The 17,755-nt window shown below is 52.9% G+C and carries 14 protein-coding genes; 4 read left to right on the forward strand and 10 right to left on the reverse strand.

The genetic code is table 11. The annotated features are described in order from the left end of the window. Nucleotides 1-30: 30 nt before the first annotated feature. A complete protein-coding gene (locus tag Q3A88_RS01805) occupies nt 31-1,623 on the reverse strand; it encodes an ABC-F family ATPase (protein ID WP_072014120.1) in 1,593 nt (530 codons plus the stop codon). 117 nt (nt 1,624-1,740) lie between these two features. Between Q3A88_RS01805 and Q3A88_RS01810 the strand changes: the two genes are divergently transcribed. The 4 genes from Q3A88_RS01810 to treC all read left to right on the forward strand — a co-directional run bounded on the left by Q3A88_RS01810 (nt 1,741) and on the right by treC (nt 6,971). Further along, the gene (locus Q3A88_RS01810) at nt 1,741-2,637 is read left to right on the forward strand and encodes a PhzF family phenazine biosynthesis protein (protein ID WP_317177304.1); all 897 of its coding nucleotides are present in this window, start codon (nt 1,741-1,743) and stop codon (nt 2,635-2,637) included. A gap of 12 nt (nt 2,638-2,649) precedes the next feature. Further along, a complete protein-coding gene (locus Q3A88_RS01815) occupies nt 2,650-3,210 on the forward strand; it encodes a GNAT family N-acetyltransferase (protein WP_317177305.1) in 561 nt (186 codons plus the stop codon). Nucleotides 3,211-3,784: 574 nt separating this feature from the next. Further along, the gene (treB, locus tag Q3A88_RS01820) at nt 3,785-5,203 is read left to right on the forward strand and encodes a PTS trehalose transporter subunit IIBC (RefSeq protein ID WP_317177306.1); all 1,419 of its coding nucleotides are present in this window, start codon (nt 3,785-3,787) and stop codon (nt 5,201-5,203) included. 76 nt (nt 5,204-5,279) lie between these two features. Continuing rightward, nucleotides 5,280-6,971 carry an alpha,alpha-phosphotrehalase gene (gene treC, locus Q3A88_RS01825; RefSeq protein WP_317177378.1) on the forward strand — a complete coding sequence of 564 codons (1,692 nt, stop codon included), beginning with the start codon at nt 5,280-5,282 and terminating at the stop codon, nt 6,969-6,971. 79 nt (nt 6,972-7,050) lie between these two features. Here treC and elaB read toward each other — a convergent pair whose 3' ends face one another. From elaB to nuoG, 9 genes are all read right to left on the reverse strand, one after another. Beyond that, nucleotides 7,051-7,362, reverse strand: a complete 312-nt coding sequence (gene elaB / locus Q3A88_RS01830; protein WP_010295366.1) for a stress response protein ElaB — start codon at nt 7,360-7,362, stop codon at nt 7,051-7,053. 188 nt (nt 7,363-7,550) lie between these two features. After that, a complete protein-coding gene (gene nuoN, locus Q3A88_RS01835) occupies nt 7,551-9,008 on the reverse strand; it encodes an NADH-quinone oxidoreductase subunit NuoN (RefSeq protein WP_205534800.1) in 1,458 nt (485 codons plus the stop codon). Between the two features lie 6 nt (nt 9,009-9,014). Continuing rightward, nucleotides 9,015-10,550 (reverse strand): NADH-quinone oxidoreductase subunit M, encoded by a 1,536-nt coding sequence (gene nuoM / locus Q3A88_RS01840; protein WP_110162204.1) that lies wholly within the window; start codon nt 10,548-10,550, stop codon nt 9,015-9,017. A gap of 100 nt (nt 10,551-10,650) precedes the next feature. Continuing rightward, on the reverse strand, nt 10,651-12,498 hold the full coding sequence (gene nuoL, locus Q3A88_RS01845) for an NADH-quinone oxidoreductase subunit L (RefSeq protein ID WP_039497504.1): 1,848 nt from the start codon (nt 12,496-12,498) through the stop codon (nt 10,651-10,653). Continuing rightward, on the reverse strand, nt 12,495-12,797 hold the full coding sequence (gene nuoK, locus Q3A88_RS01850) for an NADH-quinone oxidoreductase subunit NuoK (RefSeq protein ID WP_005969835.1): 303 nt from the start codon (nt 12,795-12,797) through the stop codon (nt 12,495-12,497). Before nuoK ends, nuoL begins: the two co-directional genes overlap by 4 nt. Then, nucleotides 12,794-13,354 (reverse strand): NADH-quinone oxidoreductase subunit J, encoded by a 561-nt coding sequence (gene nuoJ, locus Q3A88_RS01855; RefSeq protein WP_010278881.1) that lies wholly within the window; start codon nt 13,352-13,354, stop codon nt 12,794-12,796. The genes nuoK and nuoJ overlap by 4 nt, the downstream gene beginning before the upstream one ends. A 9-nt stretch (nt 13,355-13,363) precedes the next feature. Beyond that, a complete protein-coding gene (gene nuoI, locus Q3A88_RS01860) occupies nt 13,364-13,906 on the reverse strand; it encodes an NADH-quinone oxidoreductase subunit NuoI (protein ID WP_010278884.1) in 543 nt (180 codons plus the stop codon). Between the two features lie 17 nt (nt 13,907-13,923). Further along, nucleotides 13,924-14,898 carry an NADH-quinone oxidoreductase subunit NuoH gene (gene nuoH, locus Q3A88_RS01865; RefSeq protein ID WP_010278889.1) on the reverse strand — a complete coding sequence of 325 codons (975 nt, stop codon included), beginning with the start codon at nt 14,896-14,898 and terminating at the stop codon, nt 13,924-13,926. Further along, entirely contained in the window at nt 14,895-17,621 is a 2,727-nt protein-coding gene (nuoG, locus tag Q3A88_RS01870) for an NADH-quinone oxidoreductase subunit NuoG (RefSeq protein WP_039280206.1), read from the reverse strand. The genes nuoH and nuoG overlap by 4 nt, the downstream gene beginning before the upstream one ends. Nucleotides 17,622-17,755: the final 134 nt, after the last annotated feature.

Consider the following 17,755-nt stretch of genomic DNA (forward strand, 5'->3'; position numbering starts at 1 on the left):
CGGCCTCATGATTGAGGCCGTATCACACACTTACTGAATACCCTGACTGCGCAGGTAATCTTCATAGTTGCCGGTGAAATCGATCACTTTATTTGGCGTAATTTCCAGAATACGGGTCGCCAACGAGCTGACAAATTCACGGTCATGAGAGACGAACAGCAGCGTCCCTTCATACATTTCCAGCGCCATATTCAGCGATTCAATGGATTCCATATCAAGGTGGTTGGTTGGTTCATCCATCACCAGAATATTCGGACGCTGCATCATCAGCTTACCGAACAGCATGCGGCCTTTTTCACCACCGGATAACACCTTCACTTTCTTCTTGATATCATCCTGGCTGAACAGTAAACGGCCGAGTATGCTGCGCACAGCTTGCTCGTCGTCTTTTTCCTGCTTCCACTGGCTCATCCAGTCAAAAACGGTCAGCGTCTCATCGAATTCGTATTCGTGATCCTGCGCGTAGTAGCCAATTTTTGAGTTTTCAGACCATTTCACCGTACCGCTATCCGGCTCAACATCACCGACCAGCGTTTTCAGCAATGTCGATTTACCGATACCGTTGGCACCCAGAATAGCGACTTTCTCACCCACTTCGACCATCAGACCCAGCTTGCTAAACAGCGGGCCATTATCAAAACCTTTGCTCAACGCTTCAACTTCCAGCGCATTACGGAACAGTTTCTTATCCTGATCAAAACGGATAAACGGGTTTTGACGGCTGGACGCTTTCACTTCATCCAGTTGGATTTTATCGATCTGGCGTGCGCGCGATGTCGCCTGTTTGGATTTAGAGGCGTTGGCGCTAAAGCGGCTGACGAACGATTGCAGTTCGGAAATCTGCGCTTTCTTCTTGGCGTTATCGGCCAGCAAACGCTCACGGGCCTGCGTCGCTGCTGTCATGTACTCATCATAGTTGCCAGGGTAAATACGCAGTTCGCCGTAGTCCAGATCCGCCATATGCGTACAAACCATGTTCAGGAAGTGACGGTCATGCGAGATGATGATCATGGTGCTGTTACGCTCGTTCAGCACTTGCTCCAACCAACGGATCGTATCGATATCCAGGTTGTTGGTCGGTTCGTCGAGCAGCAGGATATCGGGATCGGCAAACAGCGCCTGCGCCAACAGGACACGCAGTTTCCAGCCGGGAGCAATCTCACTCATCAAGCCATAGTGCTGCTCAACGGGAATTCCCACGCCCAGCAACAGTTCGCCCGCACGCGATTCTGCGCTGTAGCCATCCATCTCACCATACTGCACTTCCAGATCGGCAACTTTGTAGCCGTCGGCTTCGCTCATTTCAGCCAATGAATAGATACGGTCGCGCTCTTCTTTTACCGCCCACAGCTCGCCGTGGCCCATGATAACGGTATCCAGCACGCTGTATTTTTCAAAAGCGAACTGATCCTGACGCAGTTTACCCAGACGTTCATTAGGATCGAGGAAGACGTTACCGCCGCTCGGCACCAGATCGCCGCCGAGAATCTTCATGAATGTAGATTTACCGCAGCCATTTGCGCCAATCAAACCGTAACGGTTACCGCCGCCAAATTTAACGGAAATGTTTTCAAACAACGGCTTGCTGCCGAACTGCATGGTGATATTGTTGGTACTTAACACAGCACTTATACTCGAGTCGGAATGTGATTTGGCGCGCATTATGCCACAAGCGCGCGATAGGATCGCGGTTAGTTTTGAGTAATATTTAAGCGATAGCGCATACAGGAGAGAAATGCGATGCCTATAGTACGTCGTTTCAAACAGGTCGACGTTTTCACCCAGCAGTCTTTCAAGGGCAATCCGCTTGCCGTCATTATGGAGGCGAAGGGATTAACCGATGCGCAAATGCAGGAGATCGCTCGCTGGACAAACCTGTCAGAAACCACGTTTGTCCTGCCAGCCACCGATCCTTTAGCGGATTACCATGTTCGTATTTTTACGCCAGAATCGGAAATGCCGTTTGCCGGACACCCTACCCTAGGCACCGCACACGCCATGCTGGAAGAAGGATTGCGCTCTAAATCCCCAGGTCAGTTAGTGCAACAGTGCGGCGTTGGCTTAGTGCCAATTAATATTAATGATGACGGCAGTCTGGCTTTTCACGCGCCGCAGGCCACCATGGTTCCGTTTGGTGATGAGCATGCGCCACTGCTGGAAAAAACGCTGGGCATTACTGGTTTGGGTAGTGCTGCTATCGATAACTGCTACCCGCCCACCGCGGTGCACATGGGCATTCGCTGGCTTGTGGTTCGCGTCGACAGCGCCGGCACCTGTCTGAACATCACACCCGATGCAGACGCGCTCTCAGCCGTGCAAGACCTCAGCCAGACTAACGGCATCGCCATCTATGGTCCACACGATAATGCGACGCCAGCCGATTATGAAGTTCGTGCGTTCTACATCGAACGTGGCCATCTCAAAGAAGATCCGGTTACCGGCAGTGCCAACGCCTGTCTGGCGGCGCTGCTTCGCCAACAGCATTCTATCAATAACGTCACCGCGCCACTCAGCTACCTTGCGCGACAGGGTACAATGCTGCACTGCGATGGCCGGATTACCGTCACTTACCTGAACGATGAACCGTGGATCGGCGGGCACAGCGTCACGATCGTTGACGGTACCTTGCAGGGATAAGGGAGGGATTTTATGGAAACGCCGGTTGTAGATCCGTTATTTGCAGACAAACTGTATGAGCTACGTCATCAGCCCCATCTGCGCCTAACGATACAAGAAGAGAGCGATGCCGATGCGCTCTTTACCCTGATTCAGCAGGAAAAAGTGCGCTTACGGCGTACTTTACCCTGGCCGGATTCCGTCAAAAGCGTCAATGACACGCGTGAAACCATTCGCGCCAACAGAAAGGCCTTCTTCGACAAAACGGCCGCCGTGTACATGATCCGCTGGGACGACGCGCTGGCTGGCATCGTCTCCTTCAACACGATTCAGGATAAAGAAGGCGTCATCGGCTATTGGATCGCCGAAGCCTTTGAAGGCAAAGGCATCGTTTCTCAGGCTGTCAGCACACTGATAGCCGCCTATACCGATGCGAACCTCGTTGAGCGCTGCGTCATCAGAGCCTCAACCGCCAACACGCGTAGCAACGCTGTCGCTCAACGGCTTGGCTTCCGCTTTCACCACACGGAGAAAGACGCCGAGCAGATTGGCGAGCAGTGGTTCGATCACAATATTTATCACTACCCCGCCTGATATGACCTCACATGCTTTCCATCAACTGATGCGCTGACCTTCCGGCTGCGTATCAGGTTCTTTCGCTCCACGACGTGTTTCATTTATCGTGTCGTTATATTTTTGTGACTAACATCACAAAAATGTTGAAATCCGATCTCATCTTCGCTACCATTAAAAACGTGATGAACATCACACTTAACTAACCCGTTAGAGGAGTCTGATAATGAAAACTTTTCGTAAAATCAGCAAATTCTTTAAAAGAATGGGAGATGTTTATGTCAGTTACTGTGAACGTATTGGGTCAATCATCAGCCCGTTCTGATTGTGATATAAACAATCTCTAAAGCCGCCTCCTACAGGCGGCTTTTGTTTTTTCAGCCTCTCTGCCCCCCTGCTCATCCCCCTTTCCTTTTTGTCTACCCACACGTCGCAGATTTGTGCAGCACGCCGCATGCCTGAACATTCTCTTTTAAAAACAGCTCAATGCATTTTCCTTTCACGGCAAAACCATCGTTAACAGACTATGCTTTTCTCTAGCTGTACTTGCTTCGCGTCCCCGACGTCTGCGCTAAAAGATAAAAAGGACATGACTATGAGTAAAGTGAAACAACAGGATATTGACCGTCTGATCGAACTGGTCGGCGGGCGTGAGAACATCGCGGCGGTCACACACTGCATCACTCGTCTCCGCTTCGTCTTGCACGACTCGTCCAAAGCCCATCCCAAGAACATCGAAGAGCTACGTATTGTTAAAGGATGTTTTACCAACGCCGGACAATTTCAGGTCGTGATCGGCACCAATGTGGATGAGTATTACAAGGCGCTGCTCGCCACCACGGGAAAAGGCGAGATGAATAAGGAAGAAGCCAAAGTCGCCGCTCGCCAGAACATGAGCTGGTTTGAACGCAGTATTTCACACTTTGCCGAGATCTTTTTTCCGCTGCTTCCCGCGCTCATCAGCGGGGGCTTGATTCTCGGTGCACGTAACGTCATTGGCGATATCCCGATGCGCGACGGGCAAACGCTGGTACAACTCTACCCAACCTGGCAAACCATCTACGATTTCCTCTGGCTGTTGGGTGAAGCCATCTTCTTCTATCTCCCCGTTGCGGTCTGCTGGTCAACCGTACGCAAAATGGGCGGCACGCCCATCCTCGGCATCGTGCTGGGCATCACGCTGGTATCGCCGCAGCTAATGAACGCCTACCTCATCGGCCAACAAACGCCTGAAGTGTGGAATTTCGGCTGGTTCACGATTGAGAAGATAGGCTATCAGGCACAGGTCATTCCGTCCGTCCTGGCTGGGATGGCGCTGGCGATCATCGAGACACGGCTGAAAAAAATCGTGCCGGATTACCTCTATCTGGTGGTCGTGCCCGTAACCTCGCTCATTCTGGCCGTGTTCCTGGCACATACCTTAATTGGTCCGTTTGGCCGAATGATTGGTGACGGTGTCGCCTGGGCCGTTAAAGCGGTGATGACAGGCAGCTTTGCCCCGATTGGCGCAGCGCTGTTTGGCTTCCTGTATGCGCCGCTAGTCATCACGGGCGTGCACCAAACGACGTTAGCGATTGATATGCAGATGATTCAAAGTATGGGCGGCACACCAGTTTGGCCGCTTATCGCGCTGTCTAATATTGCTCAGGCGGCTGCCGTTGTCGGGGTGATTCTCGTGAGCAGAAAAGCCAACGAACGTGAAATTTCTGTTCCCGCCGCGATTTCCGCCTTTCTTGGCGTGACCGAACCGGCCATGTACGGTATCAACCTGAAATATCGCTTCCCGATGTTGTGCGCCATGATCGGCTCCGCCGCTGCCGCGCTCATCTGCGGCCTGTACGGCGTAACGGCAAATGGCATCGGCGTAGGTGGATTGCCGGGCATCCTCTCCATCAAGCCACAGTTTTGGGGAATCTTCGCTATCGCCACGCTGGTTGCCACCGTCATTCCGATTGTGCTGACGTCGCTGGTCTATAAGCGTAAAAGTCGCAATGGCTCACTCGACCCTGCATAGCAGTGACATATAATTATTATCTCAACTCAGGCCGTGCAAGCACGGCCCACTGTAATAAAGGAGCGACCTCATGACGATGAACGCCTCGCTTCCCTGGTGGCAAAACGGCGTAATTTATCAAATCTATCCGAAGAGCTTTCAGGACAGTACCGGAAATGGCATTGGCGACATCGCTGGCGTCACCGCCCGACTCGATTACCTGCAACAGCTGGGGGTCGATGCGATCTGGCTGACGCCGGTTTATCTTTCTCCTCAGGTTGATAACGGCTATGACGTCGCCGACTACTGCGCCATCGATCCAACCTATGGCACGATGGCCGATATGGAAACGTTGATCGCGGAAGCGCACCAGCGCCGTATCCGTGTCGTCATGGACATGGTGTTCAACCACACCTCGACGCAGCATCACTGGTTCCTGAACGCGCAGGATCGCCGCAGCCCATATCGTCATTTTTATATCTGGCGTGATGGGAATGACGGTGCTTTACCCAATAACTGGCGGTCAAAATTTGGTGGGTCAGCCTGGCAGTGGCACGCGGAAAGCAAACAGTATTATCTGCACCTTTTTGCCACCGAACAGGCCGATCTGAATTGGGAACACCCACGCGTACGGGATGAATTAAAACAGGTTTGTGAATTTTGGGCGGATAAAGGCGTGGACGGGCTGCGGCTGGACGTTATCAATCTGGTCTCCAAGCAGCAGGATTTCCCATCTGATACTCAGGGCGACGGGCGTCGTTTCTATACCGATGGTCCCCTGATTCATGATTACTTGCAGGAATTCAGTCAGGATGTTTTTCAGCCCCGCGGCTTGATGACCGTCGGTGAAATGTCATCGACCTCGCTGGAGCACTGCCGCCGCTATGCCGCGCTGGACGGCAGCGAACTCTCCATGACGTTCAATTTCCATCATCTGAAAGTCGATTACCCCAATGGGGAAAAATGGACGCTGGCGGAGCCTGACTTTGTCCAGCTCAAGCAGATTTTTAATCACTGGCAGCAGGGAATGCACAACCACGCCTGGAATGCGCTGTTCTGGTGTAATCACGATCAGCCGCGCATCGTGTCGCGTTTTGGGGATGAGGGCGAATTCCGTGTGCAGTCCGCCAAGATGCTAGCAATGGTGCTTCACGGTATGCAGGGAACGCCCTATATCTATCAGGGCGAGGAACTGGGTATGACCAATCCCGGCTATACGCAGATTGAACAATACCGCGACATTGAAAGCCTGAATCAATTTGCTGAACAGCGCGATCGCGGCCAGCCAGAGGCACAAACCTTAGCAATCCTCGCCAGCAAATCGCGCGATAACGGCCGCACGCCGATGCAATGGGATACCAGCAAACATGCTGGATTTACGAATGGTGCGCCGTGGATAGCGCCATGCCAGAATTTCACCCACATTAACGCGGAACAGGCGCTGGCGGATAAAGAGTCCGTCTTCTACACCTACCAACAGCTTATCGCTATGCGTAAAGCGCTTCCGCTGCTGACGCACGGAGACTATCAGGATCTGTTGCCAGACCATCCTACCGTCTGGTGCTATCAGCGTATCTGGGAAGGACAGCGGCTTCTGGTTCTGGCAAACCTCAGTAAGCAGCCCCTGCTCTGGCAGCCTCCCATTGATACTCATGACCGCCGCTGGCGACTGTTACTCAGCAATTACCCTGACGCCCAGACTCAGCCCGCAATTCTGGAGCTACGTCCGTTTGAAGCCATCTATTGGGTACAAGGAATGCCGGAGAAAGAGGATAAGATTCAGGACTAGAGGATATCGAGAGATGTAGCGGGTAACCCCGCTACATTATTCTCAGAAACTCAATTACCAGAAACTAGATTGGCAGGAACTAGCGCTTAGCCAGCAGTAATCCTAACACCAGCCCCACGGTGGCACCGATACCGATACCGTGCCAGGGTTTGTCATGCACATAGACGTCAGCTTTGTCGGCCACCTGCTTGGCGCGTGCATAATAGCTGTCAGTTACGCCAATACGGGCTTTGACTTCCAGCAGCGCTTTTTCAGCGCCCTTCTTCAAATCAAGATAGGCCTGGTCCGCCTGATCGCCCGTATAGCGCAATACCTCATCCAGCGTTTCAGACAGAAGTTTTAAATCATCATCGACACGAATTTCTTCAGGCTGTTTTTTGGTCGCTGCCATAAAGTGCTCCCTTCTGTTATGAAAAGTCATTAGTTATAAATCGTTGCCTCATTAACTATAGACAATTTTGCGTCGTTCCTACGGCTTCAACAGACCAGATCATTCCTAAAACGTATTTTGCTTCCATAAAAAACGCCGTTGATTCTCATCAACGGCGCTTCATTACTCAAGCAGACTCTCGTCAGCGGTTACATCATTGGCTGCGCCAATTGCACCAGAGAGATAAGCGGCTGCGGATACAAACCAAAGAACAGTACTGCGATGGAGGAGATCAGTACGACTACACCACCAGCGGTTAAAGCCCAGTTGTTTGGCGTATCACGCTGCAACACCTGCGGCGCATTCAGGAACAAACTGACCATCACGCGCAGATAGTAGTACAGGCCAATGGCGCTACCCAGCACGACCGCACCAGTCAACCACCACAGCTCAGCGTTAACACCGACAGCCAGCACGTAGAATTTACCGAAGAAGCCCAGCGTCATCGGAATACCCGCCAGAGACAGCATCATCACCGTCATCACCGCAGACAGGATCGGTTTATGCCAGAACAAACCACGGTAAGAGAACAGTGAATCAGCATCCGGGCCACGGTACGGGCTGGACATCAGGCTAACCACACCAAACGCGCCCAGGCTGCTGAACAAGTAACCCACCAGATACACGCCTACGGTTTCCAGCGCCAGTTGATGGCTCTGAACCGCAATCAGGGCAACCAGTAAATAGCCCAAATGCGCGATGGAAGAGTAGCCGAGCAGACGTTTGATGTTGGTTTGCGATACCGCCATCACGTTACCGAACAGGATCGATGCAAATGCGATGACACCCAGCACGATTCTGACAGACTCACTATCGGCCATCGGCGCATACAGGAACAAACGCATGACTGCACCGAAAACGGCAATTTTACCGGCCGTCGCCAGAAACGTAGACACAGGTGCAGGCGCGCCCTGATACACATCAGGCGTCCACAGTTGGAATGGAACCAGAGACAGTTTGAAGCCCAGACCGACAATCATCATCCCCAAGCCTGCCAGCAACAGCGGCTCATGGATTTGGTTATCGCTCAGGCTCTTACCGAGGCTGGCAAAGCTCATATCGCCTGATTCAGCATAAATCAGCGCCATACCAAACAGCAGGAAGGAAGACGCCGCCGCCGACAGCAGCATGTATTTAATACTGGCTTCCAGCGAACGTTTCAGGCGGAAGGCATAGCCGACCAGACCAAACAGCGGGAGAGAAAGCAGTTCAATCCCGATGAACAGCGAAGCCAGATGGTTAGCGCTCGCCAGCAGGATCCCACCTAACGCAGCAATCAGAACCAGCAGGTAGAACTCATCACGGTTGTCCGGGTAGCCTTGCAGCCACGGATAGGCAAACGTGCTGGTTGCCAGACTGGCAAGCAGAACCAGTCCGGTATAGAACATCGAGAAGCCATCAACACGCAGCAGCGGCGTCACGTCCGTTGGGCCAACCTGACCGACAAAGTACAGTGACAGCAACGCAATATTCAGGCCGATAACCGTCATGGTTGCGTTGACAAAATGGTTGCGTCGCCACGCAATGCACAGCATCACAACCACTACCGTCAATCCGACGATCAACAGCGGCGATAGCGCAATTAGTTGTTGAAGAGTTATTGTCATGGCGAATTACGGCCTTGTTGTTGAAATAATTGAATCTGGAGCAGACGACATAAACCACTGCTGGATATTTGACATCGCGGCACTGGAGGTATCCAGAATCGGTTGCGGGTAAACCCCTAACAACACCAGTAATACCACCAACAGCATCACGATAGACAATTCGCGGAGCGACATACTCTTCAATGGCTCATCAGATTTAGGCGCGCCGTAGTAAGCACGCTGCATCATGATCAGTGAGTAGACTGACGCGAATACCAGACCGAAGGTTGAGATCACCGTAATCACCGGCACAACCTGATAGCTGCCGAACAGAATCATGAATTCGCCGACAAAGTTACCCGTGCCCGGCATACCCAAGGTTGCCACAGCAAAGAACAGAGACAGCGCAGGCAGGAACTTCAGACGCGACCACAGGCCACCCATTTCACGCATGTCACGGGTATGCAGACGCTCGTACAGCTGACCACACAGAATGAACAGACCAGCAGCGGACAAACCGTGCGCAATCATCTGGATCACCGCGCCCTGATAAGCCAGTTGATTACCGGAATAGATGGCAATCATCACGAAGCCCATGTGGGACACCGAAGTATAAGCAATCAGACGCTTGATATCCGTCTGTTTAAACGCCAGCCAGGCACCGTAGAAGATACCAATCACGCCCAGCCACATGGCAATCGGTGCAAAGGCATGGGAAGCATTCGGGAACAGCGGCAGGCTGAAACGCAGCAGACCATAGGCCGCCGTTTTCAACAGGATCCCTGCCAGGTCAACAGAACCCGCCGTTGGCGCCTGACTGTGTGCATCCGGCAACCAACCGTGCAACGGCACGACAGGCATTTTTACAGCAAACGCGATGAAGAAGCCCAGCATCAGCAGATATTCAACACCGTATGACATCGGCGTCTTCAGCAGGTCTTCATAGTTGAACGTCCAAACGCCAGTGGCATTGTGATGCACAAAGACCAGCGCCAGAATCGCGATCAACATGATCAGGCCGCTCGACTGGGTATAAATGAAGAACTTGGTTGCCGCCGTAATTCTGGTTTTACCGTCGGAGCCTTTATGCCCCCACAGTGCAATCAGGAAGTACATCGGTACCAACATCATTTCCCAGAAGAAGAAGAACAGGAACATGTCGATGGCAAGGAACACACCGATAACGCCGCCCAGAATCCACAGCAGGTTCAGGTGGAAGAAGCCCTGATAGCGCTGAATTTCATTCCAGGAACAGAGGATTGCCAACACGCCCAGCAGCCCCGTCAGCACGACCATCAGCAGCGACAGGCCGTCCAGCGCAAGATGGATGCCGATGCCGAAGCGTGGGATCCATGGCACATAAAACTCGGATTGCCATTGTGGCACGCCTGTCGGCGCCGTCAGAGAGTAACCGCCTTGCAACCACAGTTGCAGAGACAGTGCGAGTGTCAGCCCCATTGCAATCAACGCTATCCAGCGCGGTACTTTCGTACCAAAACGCTCTAACTGCCAGCACAGCAGACCGCCGATAAAGGGGAGAAGAATTAGCCAAGGTAGTAGCATGGCGTTTTGTGTCCCTAAATTAAAGAAATCTGAAAACTTGCCGTGGCGGGCATCCCTATCTGCGGAATGCCCTACCTTTTATACGTTACCGGATACTGCCTTAGACCAGCAGTAACAAGGCCAGCACCAGCACGGCACCAAAGCCCATAGAAGCAACGTACCAGCGCAACTGACCATTCGCACTGAGCGCCAGCCCACGGTTACCCCAACGGGTAATCGTAGCCGGAAGCGTCATCAATGCATTTAACGGATCACGCTGCAACAGCTTCGCGATAGCCAGATACGGTTTAACAAAGACATGGTCGTACAACCAGTCGAAGCCCCACGCGTGGAACCACCAGGTCGAGAAGAAACGACCTGGAGCACTCTTCGCGATGCTGCTCACCGCCTGACGTTTACCCAGCCACAGCACAGCAGCAAGCAGAATACCGGCAATCGCCACCACGCCAGAGGTAATTTCCAGCGTCATCAACTGGCCATGTTCAAGCTCTGTCGTCGCTGGCAGTACACCGTGCAACGGCGGAACAATCATCGCACCAATAAAGGTGGACAGAATCATCAACACAACCAGCGGTAAGTGGTGAGAAATACCTTTTCCTGCATGCGCTTTGGTTTTCTCTTCACCGTGGAACACGATGAAAATCATACGGAACGTATACAGCGAGGTCATGAAGGCACCAGCCAATCCAGCCACCATCAGATTGATGTGACCATTTGCCCATGCACCAGCCAGAATCTCGTCTTTACTGAAGAAGCCTGCGGTAACCAACGGCAGTGCAGCCAACGCCGCGCCCCCGACCAAGAAGCAAACATAAACCAGCGGAATCGTTTTACGCAAGCCGCCCATCTTGAAGATGTTCTGCTCGTGGTGGCAGGCCAGAATCACCGAACCAGACGAGAGGAACAGCAGCGCTTTAAAGAACGCGTGCGTCATCAGGTGGAAAATCGCGGCATCCCATGCCTGAACGCCCAGCGCCAGGAACATGTAACCAATCTGACTCATGGTAGAGTAAGCCAAGACGCGCTTGATGTCGGTTTGAACCAGAGCGGCAAAACCCGCCAGCACCAGCGTTACTGCACCCACAATCCCTACCAGATGCAGAACATCCGGTGCCATCAGGAAGAGGCCGTTTGTACGTGCAATCAGGTAAACGCCCGCGGTAACCATCGTCGCGGCGTGGATCAGTGCAGAGACCGGAGTTGGACCGGCCATTGCATCCGCCAGCCAGGTTTGCAGCGGCAGCTGTGCCGATTTACCAACCGCACCACCCAGCAACATCAGCGTAGCCCAGGTGATTTCCGGTGAACCTTCAGCCAGTTTCTGCGGTGCCAATACCATCAGCTCGCGGAAGTTAAGCGTACCCAGTTCTTTGTAAAGGATGAACAGGGCAAAGGCGAGGAAGACGTCACCCACACGCGTAACGATGAAAGCTTTCATCGCCGCCGCGCCGTTCTTCGGATTGGTGTAGTAGAAACCGATCAGCAGGTAACTGCACAGCCCCACCCCTTCCCAACCGAGGTACATCAACAACAGGTTATCCGCCAGTACCAGAATGACCATACTCGCGATGAACAGGTTGGTGTAGGCGAAGAAGCGGGAATATCCCTCTTCCCCACGCATGTACCAGGAGGCAAACAGGTGGATAAAGAAACCAACGCCCGTTACAACGGACAGCATCGTCACCGAAAGGCCATCGAGCGTCAGCGTTACGCTGATGTCGAAGTTGCCAACGGCCATCCATGTCCACAAATGCTGATTAAAGAAGGTCACGCCACCGTGCTGTTGGCCCATGAAATCGACCACAACCCAAGCGGTAACCAACGCTGCCAGACCAATCGAGCCAACACCGACAGTCGCGGACGTATTTTCCGACCAGCGACCGCGAGAAAATGCCAGCAACAGAAAGCCGAGCAGCGGGAAGAGTATTGTTAAATAGAGTAAGTTCATCCGCGCATCTCACTGACTGTATCAATATTCAGGGTCTGACGACGACGATACATTTGTAGCAACAGTGCCAGACCAATACTGGCCTCAGCCGCTGCCAGCGTAATCGCCAGAATGTACATCACCTGACCATCCGGCTGCTGCCAGTAACTGCCTGCGACAACAAAAGCCAGCGCGGCAGCATTGATCATAATTTCGAGACTGATCAACATAAACAGCAGGTTACGGCGAATCAACAGACCAGTCAGCCCCAGCACAAACAGGATAGCGGCTAAAATTAACCCATGTTGTAACGGAATCATGCGCGTTCCCCCGTTATTTTCTTCTCAACGTCCTGGTTCGCGCCTTCTTTACTGACAACGTCACCACGTTTATCTTCACGACCAATATGGAAAGCGACAACCAATCCCGCCAGCAGCAGCATTGATGCCAATTCAACGGCCAGAACATAAGGACCAAACAGGCTGATACCCACGGCTTTCGCCTCAACTGGCGTACCCGTTATGCCCTGCTCTTTCAGGCTAAGGATGGCATTGACGACAATCACCAGTAACGCCAGTGAAAGAATGCTCGGACCGATCCAGACGCTAGGCTTCAGCCAATTCCGCTCTTGTTCTTCTACGGAATTACCGAGGTTGAGCATCATGACCACGAACACAAACAGCACCATGATGGCACCTGCATACACGATGATGCTCAGCGCGCCGGCAAAATTAGCCCCCAGCGAGAAAAATACGCCCGCAATCGCCATAAGCGAGGTGACCATATACAACAATGCATGCACAGGATTGGTATGCGTAATGACGCGCAATGTCGCCAGTATCGCAATCAAGCCTGTGGTATAAAAAGCGAATTCCATGCTAGCTCCTTAGGGCAACAGGCCTTTGACATCAATGGGTTTGGCTTCGTTTTCAGCTTCGCCTTTGTCTTTCCCATCGATTGCCATACCAGCCATCCGGTAGAAATTGTATTCCGGATATTTACCCGGCCCCGATATCAGCAAATCTTCTTTCTCGTACACCAGATCCTGACGTTTGTAGTCGCCCATCTCGAAATCCGGCGTCAGCTGGATAGCGGTTGTAGGGCACGCTTCTTCGCAGAAGCCACAGAAAATGCAGCGCGAGAAGTTGACGCGGAAGAACTCCGGATACCAGCGACCATCTTTGGTTTCCGCTTTCTGCAATGAGATACAGCCGACCGGACAGGCCACCGCACACAGGTTGCAGGCAACGCAACGCTCTTCACCATCAGGATCGCGCGTCAGCACGATACGACCACGGTAGCGCGGCGGTGGATTCACAGGCTCTTCTGGATACATTCTGGTTTCGCGCTTCTTAAAAGCATTCGATCCCACCATACAGATACTGCGTATCTGGGTGCCGAAACCAACCACTAACTCTTTCAATGTCATGGTTTATTCACCCCTTCTTAAGCGTTGTACAAAATGACGGCCGCTGTCGCCAGCAGATTCAAAAGCGTTATCGGCAGACAGACTTTCCAACCGAAAGACATCACCTGGTCATAACGCGGACGGGGTAACGAAGCACGAATCAGGATGAACATCATCATGAAAAAGCCTGTTTTCAGCGCAAACCAGACAAACGGAGGCAGGATTGGACCATGCCAGCCACCGAAGAATAAGGTCACCATCAGCGCGGAAACAGTCACGATCCCGATATATTCCCCGACAAAGAACAGACCGAATTTCATACCGGAGTATTCAATGTGGTAACCATCTGCCAGTTCCTGTTCAGCTTCAGGCTGGTCAAACGGGTGGCGGTGACACACCGCCACGCCTGCGATGGCAAACGTAATAAAGCCGAAGAACTGCGGGATCACGTTCCACAGGTGTTCCTGAGAATCGACGATGTCACGCATGTTGAACGAGCCCGCTTGCGCGACAACCCCCATCAACGACAGGCCGATGAACACTTCGTAGCTTACGGTCTGAGCAGAAGCACGTACCGCACCCAGCAGCGAGTATTTGTTGTTACTTGCCCAGCCAGCAAACAGCACGGCGTAAACGGCCAAACCTGCCATCATCAGGAAGAACAGGATACCGATGTTCAGATCGGCGACACCCCAAGTTGGCGTGATCGGCACAATCGCAAAGGCAATCAGCATTGACGTAAACGCGATCATCGGTGCCAGCGTGAAGATCACCTTATCGGTGAAATTCGGCACCCAGTCTTCTTTGAAGAACATTTTGATCATGTCAGCGACAAGCTGCAATGAACCGCCCCAACCTACCCGGTTCGGTCCATAACGTCCCTGGAAGAGGCCGAGTAGTCGACGTTCACCCATACTCATGAATGCGCCACAGGTCACCACAACCAGCAGAATCACGATCGCTTTTCCGACGGAGATCAGAATCTCGATTAATTCCGGCGTTAACCAACTCATTGTGCGGCCTCCCGCAGATTTTCAACGGTTGCACCCGCCAGCACCGGTGCAATACCCGGTAAGCCCAGCGGTAAACCAACCTGTCCCTGACTCAATGCCGCACTTAAGCGCAGTGGCAGACGTAACGTTTGTCCTGCACAGGTCAACTCCAGCAACGCACCGGCGTTCACGCCCAGCGTTGCCGCATCAGCCGGGTTCACCATCACGTAAGGCTCTGGCATACGCTGCTGAATCACGTCAGAACGCTGTGACATTTCATCACTACCAAACAGGTGATAATACGGCGCAACGCGCCATTGACCCGCTTGTGGGACGAAAGCCGCAGGAATGTTATCGAAATACGCCAGCGAACCTTCTCCGGCTTCGATCATACGCACACCCGGATCGCCATGACGCAAATGTCCGCCCACTTCGTCCTGGAATTTGTTCCAGGCTTGCGGTGAGTTCCAGCCTGGTGCCCAGGCAAACGGAATTTGCTGACGATTAGCTGTCGGGCTGTTGTTCCCTTCCATTGAGAAGGCAAACATGGTGTCTTTATCAACCGGCTGACGTGGTTCATGCACGCTAATATTGGCACGCATCGCAGTACGGCCACTGGAGCGAATCGGTGAACGCGACAGTTTCTGGCCACGAATACGGAACGAGGCGTCAGGCGCGGCATCTTTAATTGCAGCCAGCTGCGGCAATTCAGCAACACACGCATCAATCACGTTATCCAGTTGCGTCCAGTCAACCTGACGGCTGTTATAGGTGATATACAGCGAGTGCAGCCAGCGCCAGCTTTCCAGCATCACAATTTTGTCGTTGTAGTACGTTGGGTCATAAACCTGGAAGAAACGCTGAGCGCGGCCTTCCTGATTCACCAACGTACCGTCGCTTTCAGCAAAGCTGGCGGCAGACAGAATGATGCTGGCCTTATCCATGATGCGAGTACGCTGATGGTCAACCACAATCAGGTTTTCCGCTTTTTCCAGCGCCGCGTCAACGCGAGCGATGGGTGCATGACGGTAGAGATCGTTTTCCAGAACCACTACGCTATCAGCGTCGCCGTTTTCCAACTGCGCCAGCGCGTCATCCAGCGAACCGCCGCCCATGATTGACAACCCGATGCTGTTAGCAGCAGGAGCAACAAAGGTGATGCCGACGTCAGAACCGCGATTTTTCAGCGCCTTGGCAACGTTTGCTGCCGCAGAGATCACTTCCTCGCTACCTGAATTGGTACCGGAGATGATGAGTGGTTTTTTCGCACCGGCCAGCGCCTGTACGATGATATCGACTTTCTGGTCTAGGCCGGCAGCCAGATCGGTAACTGCTGGTGCGCTGCTATCCAGACCGTGTGCAATGGCAAAACCAAGACGAGCCTGATCGGCAACCGGCGCACGGTAGTTCCATGCGGCGATGTCGTCCAGACGGGTGTTGTCGACGTTGGTGACAAACAGCGGATGCTTGGCATGCTGACCGATGTTCATGATTGCCGCAATCTGCCAGTCAGCCACTTTCTGTGCGGCTGCCATTTCGCGAGCTTTACCTTTAACGGCCTGACGAACAGCCAGTGCGATACGCGCACCCGTCTGCGTCAAATCTTCACCCAGAATCAGAACTGCATCGTAGCCTTCGATCTCACGCAGCGCCGGTGTTCTCACACCGCTTTCACGCAGCACTTTCAGGATCAATTGCAGACGATTTTGTTCTTCCTGTGCAATACCCGTATAGAAGTTTTCTGCACCCACCAGCTCACGCAACGCGAAGTTGCTCTCAATGCTGGCGCGCGGTGAACCGATACCGATCGTTTTCTTCGCCTGACGCAGCACATCCGCCGCACCTTGCAATGCCTGATCGGCATTCAGCGCGATCCAGTCATCACCACGACGTTGCAGTGGCTGGTTCGGACGGTCTTTCTGGTTGACATAGCCGTAACCAAAACGGCCGCGGTCACACAGGAAATAGTGGTTTACGCTACCGTTGAAACGGTTTTCGATACGACGCAGTTCGCCATAGCGTTCACCGGGGCTGGTATTACAGCCGATACTGCACTGTTGGCAGACGCTCGGTGCAAACTGCATATCCCATTTACGGTTATAGCGCTCGGAGTGCGTTTTATCGGTGAAGACACCGGTAGGACACACTTCAACCAGGTTACCGGAGAACTCGCTTTCCAGCGTGCCATCTTCCGGGCGGCCGAAGTAGACGTTGTCGTGTGCGCCGTAAACGCCGAGATCTTTGCCATCCGCGTAGTCTTTGTAGTAACGCACGCAGCGATAGCACGCGATACAGCGGTTCATCTCATGAGAAATGAACGGCCCGAGATCCTGATTGCGGTGGGTACGTTTGGTGAAGCGATAGCGACGGAAGTTCTGCCCCGTCATCACCGTCATATCCTGCAAATGACAGTTACCGCCTTCCTCACACACCGGACAATCATGCGGGTGGTTGGTCATCAGAAACTCAACTATCGTCTTACGGAATAGCTTCGCTTCTTCATCTTCAATCGCGATGAACGTTCCTTCGGTTGCCGGTGTCATACAAGACATCACCAGACGACCGCGGGTGTCTTCCGCGTTTTGGTACTGTTTTACCGCACAGAGGCGGCAGGATCCGACGCTCCCGAGCGCGGGGTGCCAGCAAAAGTAAGGAATATCAAGTCCCAGAGTCAGGCAAGCTTCTAGAAGGTTGTCTGCTCCGTTTACTTCATACTCTTTGCCGTCTACATGAATAGTAGCCATAGTCAGCATGCTTCCATAATGGCCCGTGTTACCACGAGCGCTAATCAAAAATTCTGTATACCCTCACTTTCAAATCGCAAATGCGTTGGCTACCTGCGCCTTGAAATCTATTGGGTTTATGAGGGTGGCTTATT

Origin of the sequence: Pectobacterium sp. HCp5_1 (assembly GCF_032905925.1) — a bacterium.
GTDB lineage: Bacteria > Pseudomonadota > Gammaproteobacteria > Enterobacterales > Enterobacteriaceae > Pectobacterium > Pectobacterium brasiliense_A.